The sequence below is a fragment of the Cupriavidus sp. HPC(L) genome (assembly GCF_000307735.3).
Taxonomy (GTDB): domain Bacteria; phylum Pseudomonadota; class Gammaproteobacteria; order Burkholderiales; family Burkholderiaceae; genus Cupriavidus.
In genome coordinates, this window is the sequence record NZ_AMPR02000090.1 from 14711 (window position 1) to 40647 (window position 25937).

The 25937-nt window shown below is 68.3% G+C and carries 20 protein-coding genes; 8 read left to right on the forward strand and 12 right to left on the reverse strand.

The window, feature by feature from the left end; genetic code table 11:
- The first annotated feature begins 39 nt into the window (after positions 1–39).
- The 6 genes from pyk to B551_RS06960 all read left to right on the forward strand — a co-directional run bounded on the left by pyk (position 40) and on the right by B551_RS06960 (position 6757).
- Positions 40–1476, forward strand: a complete 1437-nt coding sequence (pyk, locus tag B551_RS06935) for a pyruvate kinase (protein WP_006577366.1) — start codon at positions 40–42, stop codon at positions 1474–1476.
- 232 nt (positions 1477–1708) lie between these two features.
- Positions 1709–2773, forward strand: a complete 1065-nt coding sequence (gene fba, locus B551_RS06940) for a class II fructose-bisphosphate aldolase (protein ID WP_023263746.1) — start codon at positions 1709–1711, stop codon at positions 2771–2773.
- Between the two features lie 153 nt (positions 2774–2926).
- A complete protein-coding gene (locus B551_RS06945) occupies positions 2927–3835 on the forward strand; it encodes a phosphoribosylaminoimidazolesuccinocarboxamide synthase (RefSeq protein ID WP_006577367.1) in 909 nt (302 codons plus the stop codon).
- Positions 3836–3875: 40 nt separating this feature from the next.
- Complete coding sequence (gene purE / locus B551_RS06950) at positions 3876–4373, forward strand: 5-(carboxyamino)imidazole ribonucleotide mutase (protein ID WP_006577368.1); 498 nt, start codon at positions 3876–3878, stop codon at positions 4371–4373.
- Between the two features lie 100 nt (positions 4374–4473).
- A complete protein-coding gene (locus B551_RS06955; RefSeq protein WP_023263747.1) occupies positions 4474–5718 on the forward strand; it encodes a 5-(carboxyamino)imidazole ribonucleotide synthase in 1245 nt (414 codons plus the stop codon).
- A 61-nt stretch (positions 5719–5779) separates the two neighbouring features.
- Complete coding sequence (locus B551_RS06960) at positions 5780–6757, forward strand: L-threonylcarbamoyladenylate synthase (RefSeq protein WP_023263748.1); 978 nt, start codon at positions 5780–5782, stop codon at positions 6755–6757.
- A 12-nt stretch (positions 6758–6769) separates the two neighbouring features.
- On the opposite strand, the gene dacB is transcribed toward B551_RS06960, so the two are convergent.
- The 8 genes from dacB to B551_RS07000 form a co-directional block, all read right to left on the reverse strand.
- On the reverse strand, positions 6770–8380 hold the full coding sequence (gene dacB, locus B551_RS06965) for a D-alanyl-D-alanine carboxypeptidase/D-alanyl-D-alanine-endopeptidase (RefSeq protein ID WP_052511282.1): 1611 nt from the start codon (positions 8378–8380) through the stop codon (positions 6770–6772).
- A gap of 99 nt (positions 8381–8479) precedes the next feature.
- Positions 8480–9424 (reverse strand): hypothetical protein, encoded by a 945-nt coding sequence (locus B551_RS06970; protein ID WP_157071927.1) that lies wholly within the window; start codon positions 9422–9424, stop codon positions 8480–8482.
- Between the two features lie 88 nt (positions 9425–9512).
- On the reverse strand, positions 9513–10949 hold the full coding sequence (locus tag B551_RS06975) for a hypothetical protein (protein ID WP_006578280.1): 1437 nt from the start codon (positions 10947–10949) through the stop codon (positions 9513–9515).
- A gap of 379 nt (positions 10950–11328) precedes the next feature.
- Complete coding sequence (locus tag B551_RS06980) at positions 11329–11868, reverse strand: MarR family winged helix-turn-helix transcriptional regulator (RefSeq protein WP_043437899.1); 540 nt, start codon at positions 11866–11868, stop codon at positions 11329–11331.
- Positions 11869–11905: 37 nt separating this feature from the next.
- Positions 11906–12415: a DUF3237 domain-containing protein gene (locus tag B551_RS06985; RefSeq protein ID WP_006578278.1), complete on the reverse strand. Its 510-nt coding sequence runs from the start codon at positions 12413–12415 to the stop codon at positions 11906–11908.
- A complete protein-coding gene (locus B551_RS06990) occupies positions 12412–13572 on the reverse strand; it encodes an ABC transporter substrate-binding protein (RefSeq protein ID WP_006578277.1) in 1161 nt (386 codons plus the stop codon). Before B551_RS06990 ends, B551_RS06985 begins: the two co-directional genes overlap by 4 nt.
- A 36-nt stretch (positions 13573–13608) precedes the next feature.
- The gene (locus B551_RS06995; protein WP_023263752.1) at positions 13609–14871 is read right to left on the reverse strand and encodes a flavin-dependent oxidoreductase; all 1263 of its coding nucleotides are present in this window, start codon (positions 14869–14871) and stop codon (positions 13609–13611) included.
- 198 nt (positions 14872–15069) lie between these two features.
- Positions 15070–15801, reverse strand: a complete 732-nt coding sequence (locus B551_RS07000) for a hypothetical protein (protein WP_006579878.1) — start codon at positions 15799–15801, stop codon at positions 15070–15072.
- Positions 15802–15992: 191 nt separating this feature from the next.
- On the opposite strand from B551_RS07000, the gene B551_RS07005 reads away from it, so the two are divergent.
- A complete protein-coding gene (locus B551_RS07005; protein ID WP_006579879.1) occupies positions 15993–16205 on the forward strand; it encodes a glycine zipper 2TM domain-containing protein in 213 nt (70 codons plus the stop codon).
- 144 nt (positions 16206–16349) lie between these two features.
- Here B551_RS07005 and B551_RS07010 read toward each other — a convergent pair whose 3' ends face one another.
- Positions 16350–16802: a PACE efflux transporter gene (locus B551_RS07010; RefSeq protein WP_006579880.1), complete on the reverse strand. Its 453-nt coding sequence runs from the start codon at positions 16800–16802 to the stop codon at positions 16350–16352.
- A 155-nt stretch (positions 16803–16957) separates the two neighbouring features.
- Here B551_RS07010 and B551_RS07015 point away from each other — a divergent pair, with 155 nt between their 5' ends.
- On the forward strand, positions 16958–17872 hold the full coding sequence (locus tag B551_RS07015) for a LysR family transcriptional regulator (RefSeq protein WP_023263754.1): 915 nt from the start codon (positions 16958–16960) through the stop codon (positions 17870–17872).
- Positions 17873–17908: 36 nt separating this feature from the next.
- On the opposite strand, the gene B551_RS07020 is transcribed toward B551_RS07015, so the two are convergent.
- From B551_RS07020 to B551_RS07030, 3 genes are read right to left on the reverse strand one after another with little or no spacing between them, the layout of a single operon-like run.
- On the reverse strand, positions 17909–19375 hold the full coding sequence (locus B551_RS07020; protein WP_023263755.1) for an efflux transporter outer membrane subunit: 1467 nt from the start codon (positions 19373–19375) through the stop codon (positions 17909–17911).
- Between the two features lie 2 nt (positions 19376–19377).
- Positions 19378–22707: an efflux RND transporter permease subunit gene (locus B551_RS07025; protein WP_006579840.1), complete on the reverse strand. Its 3330-nt coding sequence runs from the start codon at positions 22705–22707 to the stop codon at positions 19378–19380.
- Positions 22704–25862, reverse strand: coding sequence for an MdtB/MuxB family multidrug efflux RND transporter permease subunit (locus tag B551_RS07030; protein ID WP_006579839.1), 3159 nt, complete (start codon positions 25860–25862; stop codon positions 22704–22706). Before B551_RS07030 ends, B551_RS07025 begins: the two co-directional genes overlap by 4 nt.
- Between the last annotated feature and the right edge of the window lie 75 nt (positions 25863–25937).

Consider the following 25937-nt stretch of genomic DNA (forward strand, 5'->3'; position numbering starts at 1 on the left):
CGGCGGACGGCCGCGACACCCCAAGGACAAGGAAACCAGATGACCCGTTCGACCAAGATCGTCGCCACCATCGGCCCCGCTTCCAGCACGCTCGAGATGCTGACCCGCATGATTGCGGCCGGGGTCGACGTGGTGCGGCTCAATTTCTCGCACGGCACCGCCGAGGACCACCTCGAGCGCGCGCGCCTGGTGCGCGAGGCCGCCCAGGCCTGCGGCCGCGAGGTCGCGATCATGGCCGACCTGCAGGGGCCGAAGATCCGCGTCGGCAAGTTCGAGCACGGCAAGGTCACGCTGAAGGCGGGCGACCCGTTCGTGCTGGACGCCAACTGCCAGCTCGGCAACGAGGAGCGCGCCGGCCTCGATTACCGCGACCTGCCGCGCGATGTCGGTCCGGGCGATCTGCTGCTGCTCAACGACGGCCTGATCGTGCTGGTGGTCGACCGCGTGATCGGCAACGAGATCTTCACCACCGTCAAGGTCGGCGGCGACCTGTCCAACAACAAGGGCATCAACCGCCAGGGCGGCGGCCTGTCGGCGCCGGCGCTGACGGCCAAGGACATGGAAGACATCAAGACCGCGATGGCGCTGGGCGCCGACTATATCGCGGTCAGCTTCCCGAAGAACGCCACCGACATGGAGATGGCGCGCCAGCTCGCCGCGGTGGCGGGCCAGCAGTTCGGCCACAAGGCGCGGATGATCGCCAAGATCGAGCGCGCCGAGGCGATCCGGCCGGGCGTGCTCGAGGAAATCCTCGCCGCTTCGGACGGCATCATGGTGGCGCGCGGCGACCTGGCCGTGGAAGTGGGCAACGCCGCGGTGCCGGCGCTGCAGAAACGGATGATCCGGCTCGCGCGCGAGGCCAACAAGCTGACCATCACCGCCACGCAGATGATGGAAAGCATGATCGTCAATCCGGTGCCGACCCGCGCCGAGGTGTCGGACGTGGCCAACGCCGTGCTCGACGGCACCGACGCCGTGATGCTGTCGGCCGAGACCGCCGCCGGACGCTATCCGGTCGAGACCGTCGAGGCGATGGCCGCGGTCTGCGTCGAGGCCGAGAAGTCCGAGGTGGTCCAGCTGGATACCGACTTCCTGAACCAGACCTTCACGCGGATCGACCAGTCGATCGCAATGGGCGCGCTGTTCACCGCCTATCATCTGCAAGTGAAGGCCATAGCCGCGCTGACCGATTCGGGCGCGACCGCGTTGTGGATGAGCCGTCACCGCATCCATGTGCCGATCTACGCGATGACGCCGAACCTGGCCTCGCAGCGCAAGATGCAGCTGTACCGCAACGTGGTGGCGCTGCCGCTGGAATCGAGCAGCGACCGCGATACCGCGCTGGAACAGGCCGAGGAGCTGCTGCTCGCCAAGGGCGTGGTGCAGCGCGGCGATTTCATCGTGCTGACGATCGGCGAGCCGATGGGGCAGCCGGGCGGCACCAATACGCTGAAGATCGTCCGGGTCGGCCTGTGATGGGGATCCGCACCCTGACCATGAAGCCGGAGGCGAGGAGGCGATGCCGATGACGCGAACGATCACGCGAACGATGACGCCAACCATGACGGCGCGCACGGTGCGCTGGGGAACACAGCCCGGTGCCGCGGCCCGCGGAAACTTGCCACGATAGCGGCGGGCCGCGGCGACAGCCCGGCAGCCCGAAGAACATCCAATACCGAGAACCCCATTCTTTTCTTAGGAGTCTGACATGCCACTCGTTTCGATGCGCCAGTTGCTCGACCACGCCGCCGAGAACGGCTACGGTCTGCCGGCATTCAACGTCAACAACCTGGAGCAGGTCCAGGCCATCATGCAGGCGGCCGACGAAGTGAATGCGCCGGTGATCATGCAGGCTTCCGCCGGCGCCCGCAAATACGCGGGCGAACACTTCCTGCGCCACCTGATCGAGGCCGCGGTCGAGGCCTATCCGCATATCCCGGTCGTGATGCACCAGGACCACGGCCAGTCGCCGGCGATCTGCCAGGGCGCGATCGATCTGGGCTTCTCGTCGGTGATGATGGACGGCTCGCTGCGCGAAGACGGCAAGACCCCGGCCGAGTATGACTACAACATCGAGGTGACCCGCAAGGTCGTCGAGATGGCCCATGCGGTCGGCGTGACCGTCGAGGGCGAACTGGGCTGCCTGGGCTCGCTCGAAACCGGTGAGGCCGGCGAGGAAGACGGCATCGGCGCCGAAGGCAAGCTCGACCACTCGATGCTGCTGACCGACCCCGAGCAGGCCGCCGACTTCGTCAAGGCGACCCAGCTGGACGCGCTGGCGATCGCCATCGGCACCTCGCACGGCGCGTACAAGTTCACCCGCAAGCCGACCGGCGACATCCTGGCGATCAGCCGCATCAAGGAAATCCACGCCCGCATCCCCAACACCCACCTGGTGATGCATGGCTCGTCGTCGGTGCCGCAGGAACTGCTGGAGGAAATCCGCAAGTTCGGCGGCGACATGAAGGAAACCTACGGCGTGCCGGTCGAGGAAATCCAGGAAGCGATCAAGTACGGCGTGCGCAAGATCAATATCGACACCGATATCCGCCTGGCCATGACGGGCGCGATCCGCCGCTTCTTCGTCGAGAACCCGAGCAAGTTCGATCCGCGCGAATACCTGAAGCCGGCCCGCGAAGCGGCCAAGCAGGTGTGCAAGGCGCGCTATGTCGCGTTCGGCTGCGAAGGCCAGGCCGGCAAGATCAAGCCGATCGCGCTGAAGGACATCGCCGAGCAGTACAAGTCGGGCAAGCTGTCGCAAGTGGTGCAGTAAGCCGTCTGGGCCTGGCCTCCCGCGTTGCACGCATCGGGGGCCGGGTCATGGCCGACGCCATGGCGTCGGCCAATGATTCGACCGATGGGGGCTTCGCCACTGCACGAAGCCCCTCATTGTTTCTCCCTCTCTCCGGCTCGCCGGCCAATTTCTATGTCTGACGCTCTCTATCAGTCCTCCATCCGCTCGCTGCCGCTGCTCGGCCATGGCAAGGTGCGCGACAACTATGCCGTCGGCGACGACAAGCTGCTGATCGTGACGACCGATCGGCTGTCGGCGTTCGACGTGATCCTCGGCGAGCCGATTCCGGGCAAGGGCCGCGTGCTGAACCAGATGGCCAACTTCTGGTTCCAGAAGCTGGCCCATATCGTGCCGAACCACGAGACCGGCATTGCGCCCGAGACGGTGGTGCAGGCCGATGAGGTCGCGCAGGTGCGCGGCCGCGCGGTCGTGGTCAAGCGTCTGAAGCCGATCCTGGTCGAGGCCGTGGTGCGCGGCTATCTGGCGGGCTCGGGCTGGAAGGACTACCAGGCGACCGGCCGGGTTTGCGGCATCGCGCTGCCGGCCGGCCTGCAGAACGCGCAGAAGCTGCCCGAGCCGATCTTCACGCCGGCGGCCAAGGCCGAGATGGGCGAGCACGACGAGAACATCAGCTTCGCCGAGGTCGAGGCGCGCATCGGCAAGGAACTGGCCGCGCAGATGCGCGACATCTCGATCCGCCTGTACAAGGAGGCGGCCGACTACGCCGCCACGCGCGGCATCATCATCGCCGACACCAAGTTCGAGTTCGGGCTGGATGAGAACGGCACGCTGACGCTGATGGACGAGGTGCTGACCGCCGATTCGTCGCGCTTCTGGCCGGCCGATTCCTATCAGGTCGGCACCAACCCGCCGTCGTTCGACAAGCAGTTCGTGCGCGACTGGCTCGAGGCGGTGCGCATCGACGGCAAGCCGTGGCCCAAGACCGCGCCGGCGCCGGCGCTGCCGGCCGACGTGGTCGACAAGACCGCGGCCAAGTACCGCGAGGCGCTGACCCGGCTGACCGGGCAGGAACTGCAATAACCGGGCGGCCGCGGGCACGCCACGCAAGCAAGGATTGGAAGTGAGCCAGACAAACAAGCCGCTGGTCGGCGTCGTGATGGGCAGCAGCTCGGACTGGGACGTGATGCAGCACGCGGTGGCGATGCTGAAGGATTTCGGCGTTCCGTTCGAGGCGCAGGTGGTTTCGGCGCACCGGATGGCCGACGAGATGTTCCGCTATGCCGAGACGGCACGCTCGCGCGGACTGCGCGCGATCATCGCGGGCGCCGGCGGTGCCGCGCACTTACCGGGCATGATCGCCGCCAAGACCATCGTGCCGGTGTTCGGCGTGCCGGTGCCGTCCAAATACCTGCGCGGCGAGGATTCGCTGCTGTCGATCGTGCAGATGCCCAAGGGCGTGCCGGTCGCCACCTTCGCGATCGGCGAGGCGGGCGCGGCCAATGCCGCGCTGCATGCGATCGCCACGCTGGCCACCACCGACGACGCGCTGGCCGCGGCGCTGGACGCCTTCCGCACGCGCCAGACCGAAGCGGCGCGCGCGATGACGTTGCCGCTGTGAGCGCATACGGCATCGAATGACTGCATTACGGCTTTACTGATTCACGCCCCCGCGGCCGCCGCCGGCGGCCGCGAACCGTTCTCCTGGAATCCGCACGAGCATGCCCACCGATATCCATCCCCATCTGATCGAAGCGCACACGCCGGAGTCGCGCGCCGAATTCGGCGTCGGCGGCCCGAACGCGCCGATCCTGCCCGGCGCCTGGCTCGGCATGCTCGGCGGCGGCCAGCTGGGCCGGATGTTCACGCACGCCGCGCAGGCGATGGGCTACAAGGTCTGCGTGCTCGATCCCGACCAGGACAGCCCGGCAGGCGCGGTCGCCGACAGGCATATCTGCGCGACCTACACCGACGAGGCGGCGCTGGGCGAGATGGCGAAGCTGTGCCAGGCGGTCTCGACCGAATTCGAGAACGTGCCGTCGATGTCGCTGGAGCGGCTGGAGCAGCTCGGCGCCTTCGTCGCGCCGCGCGGCCACTGCGTGTCGATCGCGCAGAACCGCATCGGCGAGAAGAAGTTCTTCGCCGCCTGCGCCGAGCGCACCGGCGTGTCGCCGGCCCCGCACTGGGTGATCCAGCACGATGCCGACATCGACCAGCTGCCCGAGCAGCTGCTGCCGGGCATCCTGAAGACCGCGCGCATGGGCTACGACGGCAAGGGCCAGGCCCGCGTCAAGACCCGCGACGACGTTCGCGCCGCCTGGAACGCGATGCAGCATGTGCCATGCGTGCTCGAGCAGATGCTGCCGCTGGCCTATGAGGTGTCGGTGCTGGCCGCGCGCGGCGCCGATGGCTCGACGGCGACCTGGCCGCTGGCCGAGAACGTCCATCGCGACGGCATCCTGTTCTCGACGGTGATGCCGTCGCGCCAGGTGTCGGCCGAGATCGCCGACCGCGCGCGTGCCGCCGCGGCGACCATCGCCGGCGAGATGGGCTATGTCGGCGTGCTGTGCATCGAATTCTTCGTGCTGAAGGACGGCAGCCTGGTCGCCAACGAGATGGCGCCGCGCCCGCACAATTCCGGCCATATCACGATGGATGCGTGCGAGACCAGCCAGTTCGAGCAGCAGGTGCGCGCGATGGCGCGGCTGCCGCTGGGCAGCACGCGCCAGCATTCTGCCGGCAAGATGCTGAACCTGCTGGGCGACGTCTGGTACGAATACGGGCTCGAGCGCGAGCCGGCCTGGGATGCGGTGGTGGCGCAGCCGGGTGCCAAGCTGCATCTGTACGGCAAGAGCGATGCGCGGCCCGGACGCAAGATGGGCCACGTCAACTGCGTCGGCGAGCGCGCCGAGGACGCGCAGCGCGCCTTCGACGCGGCGCTGCAGTTGCTGCATATCGCGCCCTGATTTTCCGCACCGTTTTCCGCACAGTGTGATGACGATGGCCGCCGCTTCCCATCCTTCCCGGATGCCGACCGCCGCCGAACTCGACGAGGCCGCGCGCCTGCTCGAGGCCGGGCAGCTGGTCGCGTTTCCGACCGAAACCGTCTATGGCCTCGGCGCCGATGCCGAGAACCCGGAGGCGGTGGCGCGCATCTTCGCGGCCAAGGGGCGGCCGTCCAACCATCCGATCATCGTCCATGTGGTCGACGGCGCCGACATCGGGCATTGGACCGACGACGTGCCCGAGGCCGCGCAGCGCCTGATCGACGCGTTCTGGCCCGGGCCGCTGACGCTGATCCTGAAGCGCGCATCCCATATCCCGGCCGACGTGGCCGGCGGCCAGGACAGCATCGGCCTGCGCTGCCCGTCGCATCCGGTCGCGCAGGCGCTGCTGTCGCGCTTCAAGCGCGGCCGCGGCGGCATCGCCGCGCCTTCGGCCAACAAGTTCGGGCAGGTCAGCCCGACCACCGCGCAGCATGTGCGCGAGGAATTCGGCGACAGCGTCTATGTGCTCGAGGGCGATGGCGTCGAGGTCGGCATCGAATCGACGATCGTCGACCTGTCGCGGCTGGACCAGGGTGTCGGCCCGGTGCTGCTGCGCCCGGGCGCGATCACGCCGGCGATGATGGCCGATGTGCTGGGCGTCGCGCCGCTGCCGCCGGATGCCGCGGCACCGCGGGCCTCCGGCACGCTGAAGGCGCACTACGCGCCCCGCACGCCGCTGTATCTGGCCGATGCGCGCGCACTGGCGCGCGATCTCGCGACGCTGCCGGCCGATGCGCGCGTGGCCTGGGTCTCCGCCGCGCCGGCGGACGATCCCCGCTGCGTCTGGGTGCAAGCCCCGGCGGACGCCAAGGCCTATGCCCGGGAGCTGTACCGGCTGCTGCGCCGGCTCGATAAGGAAGGCTACGCGCGGCTGTACGTCGAGCCGCTGCCCGAAGGGCATGAGTGGGCGGGCGTGCGGGACCGGCTGCAGCGCGCCGCCGCCGCGTTCCAGGACTGAACGCCCGGGCCGCTATTCTGCAGCCGCTGCGGCTGCGGCGGCCGACACCGGCGCGCCGCGATAGACCCATTCGAGCAGCGCGTCATGCGCCTGCTGCGCCTGCGCGGCGTTCGGGTGGTTGATCAGGCTGACCACCACGTAGCGCTTGCCATCGGCCGCATCGACATAGCCGGCGATGGCGCGCACATCCGCCAACGTACCCGTCTTCAGATAGCCGTGGCCGGCGGCGCTGCTGCGCGTCAGCCGGTTCCGCAACGTGCCATCGACGCCAAGGACCGGCAGCGAGTCGACGAAGAGCGGCGCCGCCTCGCTGGCCAGCGCCTGTTGCAGCAGCCGCGCGAGGTCGTACGCGCTGATGCGCTCCTGGCGTGACAGGCCCGAGCCGTTGTCCAGCATCAGCCCCGGCATGTCCAGTCCCTGGTGCGACAGCCAGCGGCGGATCACCGCCGCCGCGCGCCTGGTGTTCGCTGGGCCGCGGCGGTCGATCTCCGCGCCGATGGTCAGGAACAGCTGGCGCGCCATCACGTTGTTCGAATACTTGTTGATGTCGCGGACGATGTCGGCCAGCGGCAGGCCATGGTGGCGCGTCAGCCGGAAGGCGGGCCGCGGCACGCTGCCGCGCCGGATCGCCGGTGGCTTCGCGAAGGTGCCGCCGGCCGCCAGCCATTGCGCGACAAAGCCGCCGCCGATGAAGTCGTCGTGACTGAGCGCCGCGAAGTTCAGTACCTGCTCGCCGCAATCGGCCGAATAGCTGCCGTCGAACGACGCCACCACGGTACCGTCCGTCTGCGGGGACAGCGTCGGCGTCGCGCCGGCGCGCCAGTCGCCGCAGCGGCCGTTGGTCAGCGCCAGCCGGTTGTCCACGCGCAGTTGCGCCAGCGGCGGCATGACCGACACGCCGACCGTCTGCGTGGCGGCATCCGGGGTCAACGTGAAGGACAGCGTCTTGAACGAATAGAGCAGCGCGTCCGGTGCCACGTTGTAGGCGCGATGGGTCTCGCCGTCGATGGTGCCGCCGTTGTCCAGCCCATTGTCGAAGTAGCTGCGGTCGAGCACCACGTCGCCGGCAATGGTGGTCACGCCGGCGCGCATCGCCTGGGCCACCAGCTTGGCCATCTCCTCCGGTACCAGCTTGGGGTCGCCCTGGCCGCGCAGATAGACGTTGCCGACCACGCCGTCGGCGCCCGGCTCGCGGTCCGCATAGAGCGAGGTCTGCCAGCGGTAGCTGGGCCCCAGCAGCTGCAGGCCGGCGAAGGTCGTGATCAGCTTCATCGTCGAAGCCGGGTTCATCGGGGTCTGGGCGTTCCAGCTGACGGTCGCGGCCGGGGCGCCTTGCCGGACGATGTAGAAGCTGGCCGCGGAAAGCGGTACGCCCGCCTGCCGCAAGCCGAGCAGCACCGACGCCGGCAGGCCCGTTTGATCCTGTGACAGGGACAGCAGCCGGGCATGGGAGGGCACTGCCTTTGTCGATGGCGATTGCCGCGATGCCTTCGCGGCGGCGGCTTTTGGCTTGGACCGCTTGGGGGCGGCTTCGGAATTGGCAGCGGGACCGAATGCCAGCGCAAACGCCAGCAATGGCACCATGCTGCGGGCGAGAAGGGGGCGAGCAGGCATGGGCAGCATGGTACCGTAGTCGTCTGCAACGATGCGACCCGATGCCAGCTTCGGCTGCTCATCGTCGCGAGGAAGCGCTGTCAGGTCCCGGCTTCCTGTCGTTGGCCGTCAGAGCTGGCGAAACAGCTGAAACAGCCAGATTCGCTGGTCGTCCCGCGTGTGACGCCACTTTGCCGCAGGACGAACACGGACGCGGGCCGATGACGCCGACGCTGTTGACTGACAGCTGGCGGAAGGACGTCCCGGGCTGCCGAAGGCGGTCCGGTAGAGGGCGCCATCCCGCGCGTTGCGGTTGAAATCGATGATTCGCAGGTCCATCGCGCCATAGAACCGCTTCATCATTTGCGCAAGAGCCGCGGAGTCGGCTCTTGAGCAATGGTAGGCCGCTTCGCGATCGGCGAATCCATCGAGGATCAGAAAGCGGCCGAAGCAGTCCCGATCGCACAACTGATCAAAAGCCAGTCCGAGCAGTCCACGTTCACCGAGCGCGGGCGCGATGCGAAGCAGGACGATATCGAGTTCGGAAACATGGTTGAACGCGTGCTCGTCGGCGTACGGCCGCAGCATGTTCCGATGTTCGGCCAGCTCGCCTTCGCTGAGCAACGGAAAGCGGCGCGAAAACGAGAACGTCAGCGTGTCCTTTTCGCACAGCAGATGGACAAAGGAAGGACACATGGCGTTGTAGATCCGTGGCGTCACCATTCCCAACTCCACCAGATATCGCGCGGCATGACGGATGCCCTCGATTGGGGCGCTCGTCACCTGGTCGAATACCTTCGCCAGGCCCACCAACTGGCCGGCTGTCTTTCCCGAGCGGATACCTGCCTGCAGGAAGGACCGCAGGCGGTCCGGCGAACGCTCGAAGTACTGGAAGAGCGGGCGCAGTGGCCCGTCGCAAACCAGCATCTCGAATTCATGCGTGGTATCCATCAACGCAAGCGCGGCGCCCGGATCGGCATCGATGACCGCGAGCTTCAGTTCCGTCGGCAGGGCGCCCAGATATCCGGGGGGCGGCATGGCCGTGTGCGTGGATCCCGTCGGTACCAATGACATATGCAGTTCCTCCCAGGTTGGAATCAAGGATTGCCCCGATATCGCCGTCGAGCCGATCCGGGCTGCCGTTCGGTGCCCTCGTCGCTGTTCAGCCGCGGCCCGCGGGCGGATCGCCGGGTACCGGAACGTTGCTGCCGGCCGGCTTCTCGTCAAACACAAAATCCCGTGGATTGCCCGACTGCGCCAACCGGTCCACTTCGGGCGCGAACATTTCGGCGCAGGCTGCAAGGATGGAGAGCGTTGCGTTGAACGTAAGCGACGTGACCTTGATGTTCCGGCCTTCCAACGCGAAGGTCGCGACGGCCTGAAGACCGGCGTCTTCCGGCGCCAACATGATTTCGCCGGCCCCCAGCGGCATGATGTACAAGGCGTTGAGGCCGAGTTCGGGTGCCGGCTGGTACAGCTTGTAGGTGATCGTGCCGCCGATGGCCCTTCCGCTTTCGTCGCATGCAATCTGCACGAGGTTGATCTTTTGCCCCGCGGCAGTGCTGAACGCTTCGGAAAGTCCGATGGCCCTGGCCAGCACAGTCATCGCCGCGTTCTCCACCGCATTGCGAGGGCGCTGCGTGATCAGATATAGCAGCGCATCGAACGTGTCGTCGTTGCCATCCGCGGCAGCGCGGATCTTGTTGATCGCGATGTCGATGGCCCCAGGGAGACGCTTGTCGATCTCCCTCTGCTGCTGCTTCGCGGGGAGCGCGGCCAGCCCGTCACGGAAGCCCGGCGGAATCAGGCGCTCGTTGGCTATCTCGCACGGATACAACAGTTCCGACTGATCCCGCGGAAGGTCGGCGTGCAGCTGAGCGGTGATATCGCGCTGCCATTCCGCCCTTCGCTGCGTGACGTCGCCTGCAAACCGATTCAGCGACATCTGCCGCTCGAGAAATTCCTGCAGATCGTCCGTGGTTCGGAGGGTCGCATTCCGCATCAACGCAGGCGCCAATTCGTCGTTGAACCGGGCCTCCAGGGCCCTGGCCTGCTCCAGCGATTGCCGGAGGGCGCCGGACACGTCGCCGTTCGCTCGTTCGAAGCCCTCGTGAGCGGAGGCGGCCTGACAGAGCTTGTGGATCAGATAACCGCCACCTGCGGCCCCGCCGGCAGCGAGCGCTCCGAGCAGTGCGAGGCCCAGGGGAGGGCAGGCGACCGTGACGACCAGCATCGCCAGCGCGCTGACGATGCCGGCGATCCCGATCAACACGATGGCCCTGGTGCCCGGGGCTTCGTTGTCCGGATAATCCCGAACGCTCGTGGCCAACTGATCGAGATCGGCCAGCGCTTCGCCGACCGACTGCGCACACTGCTTGATATCGGCACGCAGCCGCAACAACTCCTGAGGGGAGATGCGTACGTCGTGGCCTTGTTGCAGATCCCAGGCTTCGATGCGCGCGGCGGCCGACTGCGCCTTCGCGATCTTCTTGCCGCATCGCGTCGCGGTGCTCAGGATCTCGTCCTTGCGGCTGGTATCCGGCAGCGAATGCACCGCGCTGGTCAGCTTCTGCCAGGCGGAATCGAGCAGATCGACCACGCGGGGCGCCGGCTGGTTCCGGACGGCATCGGCGGATGGCGCTGGTTCCGCGCGATGGGCGGCTACTGGACCAACGCTGGCGGGCTGGATGTCTTGCGGGGGCTGAGATTGGGCTTCGGTGTGGATCGGGAGATCGGCCGCAAGCGGAGCGGCGGGATGTACGGCAGGGGCTGAGGCAGGGTCTGCGGCAAGATGTGCGGCAAGATGTGCGGCAGGGCGAGACGGGGCAAAGATACGGAACATGTCGGCGCGGTGGGTGGGTGGAGAAAGGCCAACGAGGAACGGCAACGTTGGCTGGAGCTTCAGGACAGCGAAGCGTACCCACCGCACTGCGACGACACTATTCAAATGATGGCGGCCACTACAGGATTTGTTACTCTCAGGCCAGTCGCGACAGCAGTGCTCTCAACGTCTGCTGTTCCTGCGCCGACAGCGCGCGCGCCATCTTCGCGTCATGGTCGCAAACGGCCTCGGTCGCCGCCTCCAGCGTGCGCCGGCCGGCCGCCGTCAACACCAGGCTGAACGCGCGGCGATCCTTCTCCGCCGGCCGTCGCGCCACCAGCTTCATCTCTTCCAGCGCATCGACCAGCAGCACGGCCCCCGAACGTGCAATGCCCATGATCCTGGCCAGGTCGGTCAGCTTCAGGTCCGGGTTGCGCGAGATCAGCACCAGCGCCGAAAAGCGTGGCGGCGTGATGTTCCATGGCGCCAGCGATCGCACGAAGTCTTCGTAGAGCCGGATCTGCGCGCGGCGGATCGCGTAGCCGATCAGGTTGTCCAGCACCCCATAGTCGACGTCCGGCAGATGCGGGTCGAAGCCGCCGGCTTCGGTGGCGGGGTCGGGCGCGAGCGTATCGCGGGTCTTGCGCGGAGAGCGGGAAGATGGGGACGAGCGTGAGGAGCGTAACGAAGCGGACATGGAAAAGGGAATGGCGGCGCCGACGCCCGCCATCCGTTCAGGCGACGCGGAAGTATCGCATCTGCACGCGGTCCGGGAAACGCGCGCCGGTCGCGACAAACGTGTGTTGCATCAGCCAGCGGTAGGCCGGTGCCTGCGTCTCGAAGCGGGGCGCGGTGCGGAAGTAGACCCGCGACGGATCGACCGTCTCGCCGGCAGACAGGCGCGCCAGCACATCGGCGGGACCGCTGCGCAGGCCCGCGTTCACGATGTAGATCCGGGCGCCGTCGTCGGTCTGCAGCACGTAGCGCGCCTCGATCTCCGCGACCGTGACGCCGTCGCCAAGGTCCGGACGCACCAGCTGGAAGTCGGCGCCGCCGGGCAGCACGCGGCCGCGCAGCAGCGGGCCGTCGACGATGCCATCGAGAATCGGAATCACGCGCCGCTGCCCGACCGCGCTGACGCCGACTTCGATCGCCGGATCGAGCCGGAAGCTGAAGTCGGCGACGTGCTCGAGCTTCGGCGTCGGCAAGCCGGGCAGGCCAGGCAACGTCGATTCGGCCGTCATTTCAGCAGCTTCCAGTTGCCGTTGTCGATGGTCAGCATCACGCGGCCGCGCTGGTCGAAACCGAAGTGGTCCTGGCTGGTGTAGTTGAGCACGCCATGCGAGACCACGATCTCGCGCTCGCTCTCCAGCGCCGCCTTCAGCGCCGCACGGAACTCCGGCGTGCCCGGTTTGGCGCGCTTGAGCGCGACCGGCACGATCCGTTGCAGCACCAGGCCCGCATCGTACGGATGCGCGCCGAACTGCGTGCGGCTTTCCGCGCCGTACTGCTTCTCGTAGCGGCCGACATAGTCGAGGCCCGGCTTCTTCGGCGCGCTGTCGGCGGCCAGTTGTTCGGGCACGATCACCGGACCGGCCGGCAGGATGGCGCCGTCGACCGCCTTGCCGCCGATGCGGATCAGGTCCTTGGTGGCGGCGCCGTGCGTGTGGTAGATCGGCCCGCGATAGCCGCGTTCCCGCAGCGTCGTGTGGGGCAGCGCGGCCCCGGTGCCGGCGCCGGCGATCAGCATCGCATCGGGGCGCGCCGAGATCAGCTTCAGCGTTTGCGCGGTGACCGCGGTGTCCGAGCGCGCGTAGCGTTCGGTGGCGACGATGCGGATGCCGTTGGCGGCCGCGGCCGTGGTGAATTCCTTCAGCCAGGTCTCGCCATAGGCGTCGGCAAAGCCGATGAAGCCGATGGTCTTGACGCCGTTCGCCTTGGCCGTTGCCGCGACGGCCTCGGCCATCAGCTTGATCGGCTGGGCCAGCCGGTAGGTCCATTCGCCGCGGCCGGGCTTGAGCTCGATCGGCGAGAACGCCAGCTGCACGGTCTTGCTCTCGTCGGCGACTTCGGCGATCGCAATCGACGGTGCCACCGCCGACGAGCCGAGGATGATATCGACCTTGTCCTCGCTGACGAAGCGGCGCGCGACCTTGGTGGCCTGGGTCGGATCGGAGCCGTCGTCGAGCACCACATAGCGGATGGTCTCGCCGGCGATCTGCTGCGGCATCAGCCCCAGCGACTGCTTCTGCGGAATGCCGAGCGAGGCCGAGGGCCCGGTCGACGAGATGCTGACGCCGACGGTGACGTCGGCCAGCGCGGCGCCGGACATCGAGGCGGCGGCCAGCGTCAATGCCAGTGCCGGGGCCAGGCGCGCGAGCGCGGTGCGGCGAAGTGTCATGGCTTGTCTCCCTTTCTTATATGATGGTGCGGGCGGTTAGGGTGTGCCGCCCTGCACGGACTGCCGGTCGAATCCGGCCAGCTGCTTGTAGCGCAATGCGATCGCCTCCAGCTCGGCGTGTGGAATCACCTGCTCGATATCGGTGAAGCCCTGCGGCGCGCGCAACTCGGCCAGCTGCATGACCTGCTCGGGGCCGTTGAGCCGGTTGCGCAGCACGATGCCGGCGGTGCGCGGCAGCCGTTCTGCCTCGTATTCGCGCAGCGCGTAGCTGGTATCGGGCGTGCCGAGCAGGCAGTCGACCAGATGGCGGGCATCGACGATCGCCTGCGCGCTGCCGTTCGAGCCGATCGGGTACATCGGGTGCGCGGCGTCGCCGAGCAGCGTGACGCGATCGAAGGTCCAGCGCGGCAGCGGATCCTTGTCGACCATCGGGAATTCGTAGATCGCCCCGGCGCCGTCGATCAGCGCCGGAATGTCGATCCAGTCCCAGCGCCAGCCGGCGAAGGCCTCGCGGAACACCGACTTGTCGACCTGCCGGTTCCAGTCGCTGCGCGGCGGCGTGTCGGACGCGTCGTCCGGCACGCGCAACTCCGCGATCCAGTTGATCAGCGAGCGGCCCTGCCGGCGCAGCGGCTCGGAGATCGGATAGGCGACGAACTTCTGGTCCTGATGGCCGGCCATGAACATCGAGCGGCCGTCCAGATAGGGCGGCGCCTCGGTGACCGCGCGCCACAGCATCCGCCGCGAAAAACGCGGGGCGTCGCCGCTCGGATAGAACTGCCGCCGGACCGCCGAATGGATGCCGTCGGCGCCGACCAGCACATCGGCGCTGGCCGGCACCTGCGCGCCGTCCGCGCGCCGCCGCAGCGTGAATTGCACCGGCGACCCGGGCCGCGCGCCGGTGTCGTGCACCGCCTCGAAGGCGTGGCCGGTATGGACGCGATCGGCGCCCAGCCGCTCGACCGCGGTCCGATACAGCAGCATCTGCAGCTCGCCGCGATGGACCGAGAACTGCGGATACGGATAGCCGGCGGCAAGCCCGCGCGGCTCATGCCAGATCCGTTGGCCGAACTTGTTGTAGTAGGACAGCGAACTCGTTTCGATCGCGATCTGCGCGAGCGCGGGCTGCAGGCCGAGTTCGGCGAGTTCGCGAACCGCATGGGGCAGCAGGTTGATGCCGACGCCGAGCGGCTTCAGCGATTCGCTGGCTTCCCAGACTTCGGCGTCGATGCCGTGGCGATGGCACAGCAGCGCGAGCGTCAGCCCGCCGATGCCGCCGCCTGCGATGGCGATGCGCATGGTGTCTCCTGCGGCGGACCTGCGCGCAACGGGCGGTCCGCTCTGTGTTGGATGTCTGCTTGGCGTCTGTTCGACGTCTGTTCGACGTCCGTTCGACGTCCGTTCGACGTCCGTTCGACGTCCGTTCGACGAATTGTTATGGAGTATAACTAAATCGCCGAACCGCGCAAGGGCGGGTCGACACGGCTGCGTTCTGGCTTATTTTCCCCAGCTTGGCGACAGCAGCCGCAGGCCGACCGACACGAAGCGCGTCTCGCGCGGCTGGTTCAGCTGCGTGCCCCAGGTCATGTCGACCTGGACGCGCTGCGGCACGATCCACACGCGCGCGCCGAGCTGGATCCACGGGCGGTCGCCGCTCTCGCCGAAGGTCTCGGCGATCATGGCCCAGCGCTCGCTGATCGTCGCCTCGCCGGCCACGCCCCAGGTCATGCGGGTCTGCCGCTCGGCGCGATCGTGCGTGGCGCCGACGTTCGCATGCAGCAGCAGACGGTCGTCGCGCATCGACACCGTCAGCGGCAGGTTCAGGTAGAGCCCGCCCGGCGTCCTGCGCGGCGAGGCCTTCGGATATTCCGTCATGCCGACCGTCAGCGCGACGCCGTAGCCGTTGGTCTCCACGGGCTTGAGCACCGTCTTGCCCTGCAACTGCAGATCGGTGATCGCGTTGCCCGGTCCATCGCCGTATCGCTGCACCGAACCGCCGAACGTCCATTCGAAGTTGCCGGTGAAGTTGCAGCCCGGCAGCGCCCAGCGTTCGGTGCCGTCGCGATTGAAGCGCAGCCACGATTCGAGCTGGCACGATTGCGGATCGACGATGCGCGCGTCGTCGGTGACGAGCGGCCGCGCCGCCCATGCCAGCGGGGTCAGGCAGAGCAGCAGCGTTGCCGCGAAGACGCGGCGCAGAGGGGAGAGGCGGGCGGAAATCGGCAGCATGTGTTGGCTCGCAATGGCGCCCGAAGTCTAACGCGCACCGATGACATGGTGTCGCACGACGCCGTCACGACGTGAGGACGCGCGGCCGATGTGGGATTTATCTGACAGCGGTATAGGTGGCGATGGTCTGCCCGCCCGGTGCGATGGGGCCGCACAATCGAGCTGTCTCTCGCCCGTACAAGGAGCTTTCGATGCGTACCCTTACCCTGTCGTTCGCGCTGGCCACGCTGCTCGCCACCGCGGGCTGCGCCGACATGACCGCCAAGCAGCGCAACACCGCCATCGGTGCCGGTGTGGGCGGGGTCGCCGGCGCGACCCTGATCGGCGGACCGGGCGCCACGCTGGGCGGCGCCGCGCTGGGCGGTGTGGTCGGCAATGTGCTGACCGACGACAAGAAGAAGTAAGGGTCGCAGAAGTCAGGGCTGCAGCGGTCAGGGCCGCAGCAGTCAGGCGGCACCAAGGCAGGACGCCCCGGCCAATGGCCGGGGCGTCGTCGTTTGATGCGTCTGCGTTGCGTCGGTGTTGCCGCTGCTCTGGCGCGGCGCCGATCAGGCCGGCTCGCTGCCGGACGCCTCGGCGGCGACCGTGCGGCCCGGCACCGGGAACACGATGTCGTAGGCCCAGTTGTAGACGAAGGCGTAGACCACGTAGAAGCCGGCGACCGCCAGGTCCATCAGCAGCGCATCGAGCAGGCTGATCTTCAGGTACCACGCCACCGACGGCAGGAACACGATCAGCAGGCCCAGCTCGAACAGCAGCGCATGGCCGACGCGCACCGCCGGCGACTTGCGCACCGAGCCGGTCAGCCGAACCATGGCCTTGTCGAACATCAGGTTGTAGACGTAGTTCCAGACCGCCGCGATCAGCGAGGCGACCGCGGCGATCACGCCCATCTGGTGCAGGGCGTAGCCGAACACCCAGCTGCCCAGCGGCGCGAAGATCAGCAGGCCGATCAGTTCGAAGCCCACCGTGTGACGGATTCTGTCCAACGTACCGCGCATTGTGTCGCTCCATCGAAGACAATGACGCCAGTCTATCGGGTAGGGCAGCAGATACAAGTTGGGAAGTATCGGTTATCCAGATGGATGTGGTGCAGATGTGGCACCATGGGGATTCCGTTCCGCTACCGCCGTTCATCCGACGGCCAACCCGCGCCATGAGCCTGTCCCTCGAACAACTGCAAGCCTTCGTCGCCGCGGCCGAGACCGGCTCGTTCTCGGCCGCGGCGCGCCGCCTCGGCAAGGCCCAGTCGGTGGTCAGCACCGCCGTCTCCAATCTCGAAATCGATCTCGACAATGCGCTGTTCGACCGCAGCGGACGCTATCCCGCGCTGACGCCGGCGGGCGAGCGCCTGCTGGTCGAGGCCCGCGTGATCCTGGAGCGCTGCGAGCATTTCCGCGGCGTCGCCAAGAGCCTGGGCGAGGGCGTCGAAAGCCGGCTGGTGCTGGCGGTCGACGAGCTCTATCCCGAGGAGACGCTGGGCGTGCTGCTCGAGGAGTTCTCGCACCGGTTTCCTGCGGTCGAGCTGGAGTTGCTGTTCCCGGTGATGGAGGACGTCAGCCGGCTGGTGCTCGAGGGCGGTGCCGACCTGGGCCTGATGTGGCGGCAGGAGGTGCTGCCGCCCGCGCTGGCCTTCCGCGGGCTGGGCTGGGTGCCGATGCAGATCATCTGCGCGCCCGACCATCCGCTGGCGGCGCAGCAGCGCGTCGGCTGGGAAGAGCTCAAGCGCCATCGGCAGCTGATGGTGGCGGTGCGCAGCGACAGCGAGGAGAAGATGCGCCTGCGCGTGGCAGCCGAGGTCTGGTGGGTCGAGAGCCACTGGGTCATCGTCGAGCTGGTCAAGCGCGAACTGGGCTGGGCCTTCGTGCCGTGGCACGTCGCCGCCAACTCGCCGGCCGCCGCGCAGCTGGTTTCACCGGAGCTGGACTTCGACGACCAGGACTGGCCGGTGGCGATGGAGCTGGTCTGGCACAAGCAGCGCCCGCTCGGCAAGGCGGGCGCCTGGCTGCAGGAGCGGGTCAGCCACCAGCCGCTGCCGCAGCCGGCGCCGCGGCGGCGCAGCAGCGGTTGATTCGGCGAGGGCGGCGGCAGACCACCGCCGCGGCGCCTAGCGCGACACCGCAGCTCCTGCCTCGGATCCCGTCGCCACCGCCGTCCCGGGGCCCTGCCATCCCCCGCCCAGCGCCTTGATCAACACCACGCTCGCGCTCAGCTGCCGGCCGGCGATCGACAGCGCGGTGCGCTCGGCCGTATAGGCCGCGGTCTGCGCCGTCAGCACGTCGAGCAGGCCTGCGGTACCGGCGCGATAGCGGTTGTTGACCAGCGACAGCGCCTCGCGCGCCGAGCGCAGCGCCTCGTTCTGTACCACCGCTTCCTGCTCGAGCAGGCGCGCCGCGGCCAGGTTGTCCTCGACCTCCTGGAACGCCGTCAGCACCGTCTGCCGATAGTTCGCCACGGTCTGGTCGTAGACCGCGATCGCCTGTTCCTTGGCCGCGCTGCGCGCGCCGAAGTCGAGCAGCGTCATGGCCAGTTCGGGGCCGAACGACCAGATCCGGTTCGGCAGCGACAGCCAGCGCTCGAGTGAGCTCGAGGTGAAGCCGCCCGCGGCCGACAGGCTCAGCGTCGGGTAATACGCGGCCTGCGCCACGCCGATCTGCGCGTTGGCAGCGGCGACCCGGCGCTCGGCCGCGCTGATGTCGGGGCGGCGCTCCAGCAGCTGCGACGGCACCGCCACCGGCACGCGCGGCACCGTCTCGGTGAAGTCGATTGGCGCCAGCGAGAATGCCGCCGGCGGCTGCCCGGTCAGCACCGCGATCGCATGCTCGTATTGCGCGCGCTCGATCTGGATGTCGATCAGCTGTGCCTGCGCGCTTTTCAATTGCGTCTCGGACTGCAGCACGTCGGAGCGCTGCGCGATGCCGGCCTGGTACTGGTTGCGCACCAGCTGCAGCGATTTTTCGTAATCGGCCCCGGTCCGCTGCAGCAGCGCCTGCTGGGCATCGGCGACGCGCAGCAGGAAATAGGTCTGCGCCAGCGTGGCCTGCGTCGACAGCAGCGTCGAGGCCAGGTCGGCCTCGCTGGCCTGCGCGCTCGCTTCGCTGCTCTCGACCTGGCGCCGCACGCGGCCCCACAGATCGACCTCCCAGCTGGCAGACAGCGTTGCCGTCTGTCCGCTGGTGATATTGCCGTTGCCGCTGCGCGAGCGGTCCACGCTGGCCTGCGCGCCGACCACCGGGAAGTAGCCGGAGCGTGCCGCGCGCAGGATCGCGGTGGCCTGCCGGTACTGGGCCTCGGCGGCGGCGATGGTCTGGTTGGAGACCTTCACGCGCGCCATCAGCGCGTCGAGCTGCGGATCGCCGAACACGGTCCACCAGTCGCCGCGCTCTCTGGCGTCGCCGGGCTCGGCGGGCTTCCATTGGCCCCATTCGGCCGGCGCCTCCTTGAAGGTGGGTGTCACCGGCGCATCGGGCCGCTGGTAGTCGGGCCCGACCGCGCAGGCGCCGAGCAGCAGCGCGCAGGCCATCACGACGCAGCGGGGCAGGGAGGAGGGGCGGGTCATCGCTTTCTGGTTCATCGTCACGAATCGAATCCGGCAGGCGTCGGCGCGGACGGCGTGCCGCGGCCGCTGTCGCGACGTGCATGGCGGCGGTTGCGCCAGGCCTGCCACTTCAGGCGCCAGCGGTCCAGCGTCAGGTAGACCACCGGGGTGGTGTAGAGCGTCAGCAGCTGGCTGACCAGCAGGCCGCCGACGATCGAGATGCCGAGCGGCGCGCGCAGCTCGGCGCCGTCGCCACGGCCGAGCGCCAGCGGCACCGCGCCGAGCAGCGCCGCCATCGTCGTCATCATGATCGGCCGGAAGCGCAGCAGGCAGGCCTGATAGATCGCCTCGCGCGGCGTCAGCCCTTCGCGCCGTTCGGCATCGATCGCGAAGTCGATCATCATGATCGCGTTCTTCTTGACGATGCCGATCAGCAGGATCACGCCGATCAGCGCGATCACGCTGAACTCGGTGCCCGAGGCCAGCAGCGCCAGCAACGCGCCGACGCCGGCGGACGGCAGCGTCGACAGGATCGTCAGCGGGTGCACATAGCTTTCGTACAGGATGCCCAGCACGATGTAGATCGTGATCAGCGCGGCCAGGATCAGGATCGGCTGGCTGCGCAGCGACTCCTGGAAGGCGCTGGCGGTGCCGGCGAAATTGGCCTGCAGCGATTCGGGCGCGCCGATCCGCGCCATTTCATGCTGGATCCGCTCGGTGGCCTGCGACAGCGACACGCCCTCGGCGAGGTTGAACGAGATCGTCGACGCGGCGAACTGGCCCTGGTGGTTGACGCCGAGCGGCGTGCTGGTCGGCACCACGCGCGCGAACGCGGACAGCGGCACGCGATTGCCGGCACCGGTCACCACATAGATGTCCTTCAGCGCGTTCGGCCCCTGCAGGTATTCCTGGCTCAGCTCCATCACCACGCGATACTGGTTCAGCGGATGGTAGATCGTCGACACCAGCCGCTGGCCGAACGCGTCGTTCAGCAGCGAATCGACCTGCTGCATCGTGACGCCGAGCCGTGACGCGGTGTCGCGATCGACGATCACCGAGGTCTGCAGGCCCTTGTCGTTGGTGTCGGTGTCGATGTCCTCCAGCTCCTTCAGGTTCGACAGCGCATTGCGGACCTTGGGCTCCCACGCGCGCAGCACCTCGAGGTCGTCCGAGCGCAGCGTGAACTGATACTGCGAGCTGCTCTGCCGGCCGCCGATGCGGATGTCTTGCACCGGCACCAGGAACAGGCTCGCGCCCGGCTCCTTCGCCAGCTTGCCGCGCAGCCGCGCGATCACCTCGTTGGCCGTCTCGGTGCGCTCGGTCAGCGGCTTGAGCGTGACGAACATCTGCCCGGTATTGCGCTGCGAACCGCCGGTAAAGCCGGTCACGTTGACCACCGCGGGGTCGGACTGCACGATGCGGATGAAGCTGTCGAGCTTCTGGCGCATCGCCTGGAACGAGGTGGCCTGGTCCGCGCGGATGAAGCCGATCAGCCGGCCGGTGTCCTGCTGCGGGAAAAAGCCCTTCGGCACGATCACATAGAGCCAGACGTTCAGGCCGATCGTCACCAGCAGGATCAGCCAGACCAGGCGGCTGTGCCGCAGCGCCACCGACAGCGAGCGCGCATAGCGCTCGCTGATCCAGCCGAACGCGCGCTCGCTGGCGCGATACCAGCGGCCGGGCGGGCGCTGGTGCCGCGGCTCGCGCAGCAGCCGCGCGCACATCATCGGCGTGGTCGTCAGCGAGACCACCAGCGACACCAGGATCGCCACCGACAGCGTGATCGCGAACTCCTGGAACAGCCGGCCGATGATGCCGCCCATCAGCAGCAGCGGGATGAACACCGCGATCAGCGACAGGCTCATCGAGATCACGGTAAAGCCCACCTCGCGCGCGCCGCGCAGCGCCGCCTGCACCGGCCGCATGCCGGCCTCCAGATGGCGCGAGATGTTCTCCAGCACCACGATCGCATCGTCGACGACGAAGCCGGTGGCGATCGTCAGCGCCATCAGCGACAGGTTGTTCAGCGAGAAGCCGGCCAGGTACATCACGGTGAAGGTGCCGATCAGCGACACCGGCACCGCGACGCTGGGAATCAGCGTGGCGCGCACGTTGCGCAGGAACAGGAACACCACCATGATCACCAGCGCGACCGAGATGATCAGCGTGTGCTCGACCTCGCGCAGCGACGCGCGGATGGTCGGCGTGCGGTCCATCATCACGTCCATCGAGATCGCGGCCGGGATCATCTGGCGCAGCGTCGGCAGCATCTCGTTGACGCGGTCGACGGTCTCGATGATGTTGGCGCCGGGCGAGCGGTTCAGCACCAGCAGCACCGACGGCTCGCCATTGGCCGAGCCGGCGTTGCGCACGTCCTGCACCGAGTCGGTCACCGTGGCGACGTCGGATAGCCGCACCGGCACCGCGAAGGAATTGGGGCCGCTGGTCGCCGCATTGCTGCCGGCGGCATTGTTGACCGTGGTGGTGGTCGTGCCGCCCGCGGTCACCGTGGTCGTGGTCACGCCGTTGACGGTGGTGGTGCGCACCGTACCGCCCGAGGTCGCGCTCGACGTGCTGGCGATCAGCGCGCCGGCGGTGGTGGTCGAATAGCTGCCCGGCGTCGCGTAGCGGATGATCAGCGGCATGTAGTCTTCCGCCTTCATCGCCTGGTCGTTGGCATAGATCTGCCATGCCTTGCTGTCGTTCTCGACCACGCCGAGCGGCCGGTTGGCATTGGTCGCGCTGATCGCGTTGCGCACGTCGGACAGCGCGATGCCGTACTTGTTCAGCGCGGTCGGATTGAGCGAGACCCGCACCGCCGGCAGCGAAGCGCCGCCGATCGTCACCTGGCCGACGCCCTCGATCTGCGACAGCTTCTGCGCGAGGATGGTCGAGGCGGCGTCGTACAGCTGGCCGCGCGTCATCGTCGGCGAGGTCAGCGCGATGATCATGATCGGCGCGTCCGACGGGTTGACCTTGCGATAGGTCGGGTTGCCCGGCAGGCTGCTCGGCAGCGTCGCGCGCGAGGCGTTGATCGCCGCCTGCACGTCGCGCGCGGCGCCGTCGATGTCGCGCGACAGGTCGAACTGCAGCACGATCCGCGTCGAGCCCAGCGAGCTGCTCGAGGTGATCTCGTTGACGCCGGCGATCGAGCCGAGCGCGCGCTCCAGCGGCGTCGCCACGGTGGCGGCCATCGTTTCGGGGCTGGCGCCCGGCAGCGAGGCCGACACCGAGATGGTCGGGTAGTCGACCTGCGGCAGCGGCGACACCGGCAGCATCCGCAGCGCGGCCAGTCCGGCCAGCAGGATGCCCAGCGTCAGCAGCGCGGTCGCGACCGGCCGGTGGATGAAGATGGCCGACAGGTTCATGGCGCCCTCGGCGGTTCGGTACCCGGCGTGCCGCCCGGGCCGAAGTCCGCATCCCGATCGGTGTCCGGATCGCCGAAGCGGCGCCGGCGCCAGCCTTTGAGCCGGCCGGCGACCCGGTCGAACGCCAGGTAGATCACCGGCGTGGTGAACAGCGTCAGCACCTGGCTGACCAGCAGCCCGCCGACCATCGTGATGCCCAGCGGCCGGCGCAGTTCCGAGCCGATGCCGGTGCCCAGCATCATCGGCAGCGCCGCCAGCAGCGCCGCCATCGTCGTCATCAGGATCGGCCGGAAGCGCAGCAGGCAGGCCTCGAAGATCGCGTCGCGCGGCGCCATGCCGCGTTCGCGCTCGGCCTCCAGCGCGAAGTCGATCATCATGATCGCGTTCTTCTTGACGATGCCGATCAGCAGGATGATGCCGATGATCGCGATGATGCCCAGGTCATGGCCGGCCAGGAGCAGCGCCAGCAGCGCGCCGACGCCGGCCGACGGCAGCGTCGACAGGATCGTCACCGGATGGATCGTGCTCTCGTACAGCACGCCGAGCACGATGTACATCGTGACCACCGCGGCCAGGATCAGCCACAGCGTGTTCGACAGCGACGCGCTGAATGCCAGCGCCGCGCCCTGGAAGGTGGTCTGCATCGAGATCGGCAGGCCGATCTCCTGCTCGACCTGCTTGATCTTGTCGACGGCGTGGCCCAGCGACGCGCCCTGCGCCAGGTTGAACGAGATCGTCGCGGCCGGGAACTGGCCCTGGTGGTTGATCACCAGCGGCCCGGTGCGCTCGCTGATGCGGGCGAACGCGCCCAGCGGCACCTGGCCGCCGGACGACGAGGGCAGCCGCAGCTCGGCCACCGCCTGCGGGTTGTCGCGGAATTCCGGCATCGCCTCCAGCACCACGCGGTACTGGCTCGATTGCGTGAAGATCGTCGACACGAGCCGCTGGCCGTAGGCGCTGTACAGCGCGCTGTCGATCACCGCGGTGGTGATGCCGAAGCGCGCGGCCGCGTCGCGGTCGATGTCGACGTAGACGCGCAGGCCGTTGTTCTGCTGGTCGGTGGCGACGTCGCGGAATTCGGGTTCCTCCTTCAGCCGCTCGACCAGCTTCGGCACCCAGGTCGCCAGCGTCTGCGGATCGGGGTCTTCCACCGTGAACTGGTACTGCGTGCGCGAGACCCGGTCTTCGATCGTCAGGTCCTGCACCGGCTGCATGTACAGCGAGACGCCGCCCATCTCCTCGACCGCGGCCTGCAGCCGCTCGGTGACCGTCGCGATGTCGTCGCGCTCGCCCTTGGGCTTCAGGTTGATCAGCATGCGGCCGGCGTTCATCGTGGTGTTGGTGCCGTCGACGCCGATGAAGGCGGACACGCTCTGCACCGCCGGGTCCTTCAGCACGACTTCCGACACCGCGCGCTGCTTCTGCGACATCGCCTGGAACGAGATGCTCTGCGAGGCTTCGGTGACGCCCTGGATCACGCCGGTGTCCTGCACCGGGAAGAAGCCCTTCGGAATCGCCAGGTACAGCACCACGGTCAGCGCCAGCGTGCCGATCGCGACCAGCAGCGTGGCGCGCTGCCGGCCCAGCACCCAGTTCAGCGCGCGGCCGTAGCGCTCGATCACGCGGTCGAAGAAGGCGCCGGTGGCGCGGTGAAAGCGCGGCAGCTGGTCCTCGGGCACGTGGCGCAGCATCCGGGCGCACATCATCGGCGTCAGCGTCAGCGAGACCACCGCCGAGATCAGGATCGACACCGCCAGCGTGACCGCGAACTCGCGGAACAGCCGGCCGACCACATCGCCCATGAACAGCAGCGGGATCAGCACCGCCACCAGCGAGAAGGTCAGCGAGATGATGGTGAAGCCGATCTGCTTCGAGCCCTTGAGCGCCGCCGCCATCGGCGATTCGCCCTTCTCGATGTAGCGCATGATGTTTTCGATCATCACGATGGCGTCGTCGACGACGAAGCCGGTCGCGATGGTCAGCGCCATCAGCGTCAGGTTGTTGATCGAGAAGCCGGCCAGGTACATCACGCCGAAGGTGCCGACCAGCGACAGCGGCACCGCCACGCCGGGGATCACCGTCGCCGGCACGTTGCGCAGGAACAGGAAGATCACCATCACCACCAGCGCGATCGCCAGCAGCAGTTCGATTTCGACGTCGTGCACCGACGCGCGGATCGTGGTGGTGCGGTCGGTCAGCACCTCGGCCTTGACCGAGGCCGGCAGCGAGGCCTGCAGCTGCGGCAGCATCGTCTTGATGCGGTCGACCACCGCGATCACGTTGGCCCCGGGCTGGCGCTGGATATTGACGACGATGGCCGGCTTGCCGTTGGCCCATGCGGCCAGGCGCGAGTTCTCCGGGCCGTCGACGATGGTGGCCACGTCGGTGATGCGGATTGGCGCGCCGTTCTGGTAGCCGATGATGATCTGGCGATATTCGTCCGCCGAGCGCAGCTGGTCGTTGGCGTCGATCGTCGAGGCACGCGCCGGGCCGTCGAAGCTGCCCTTGGCGCCATTGACGTTGGCCGCGCCGATCGCGGTGCGCAGGTCGTCGATCGACATGCCGAGCGCGGCCAGCGCGGTCGGATTGGCCTGGATGCGCACGGCCGGGCGCTGGCCGCCGCTGATGGTGACCAGACCCACGCCCTGGATCTGCGAGATCTTCTGCGCCACGCGCGTATCGACCAGGTCCTGCAGCTTGGGCAGCGGCAGCGTGTCCGAGGTCATCGCCAGCGTCAGGATCGGCGCGTCGGCGGGATTGACCTTGCTGTAGACCGGCGGCATCGGCAAGTCGCCCGGCAGCAGGTTGCTGCCGGCATTGATGGCGGCCTGCACCTCCTGCTCGGCGACGTCGAGCGGCAGCGTCAGGTCGAACTGCAGCGTGATCACCGACGCGCCGCCCGACGAGGACGACGACATCTGCTTGAGCCCGGGCATCTGGCCGAACTGGCGCTCCAGCGGCGCGGTCACCGCCGAGGTCATCACGTCGGGGCTGGCCCCGGGATACAGCGTGGTGACCTGGATGGTCGGGTAGTCGACCTCGGGCAGCGCCGACAGCGGCAGCATCCGGTAGGCGACCAGCCCGGACAGCAGGATCGCGAGCATCAGCAGCGCGGTGGCGACGGGCCGCTCGATGAATAGGCGTGACGGGTTCATGCAGCGTCCTCGGTACGGCTACGACGCGGGCTCATTGGCGCGGTGCCGGCGCGGCGGCGGAGGCCGAGGCCGCGG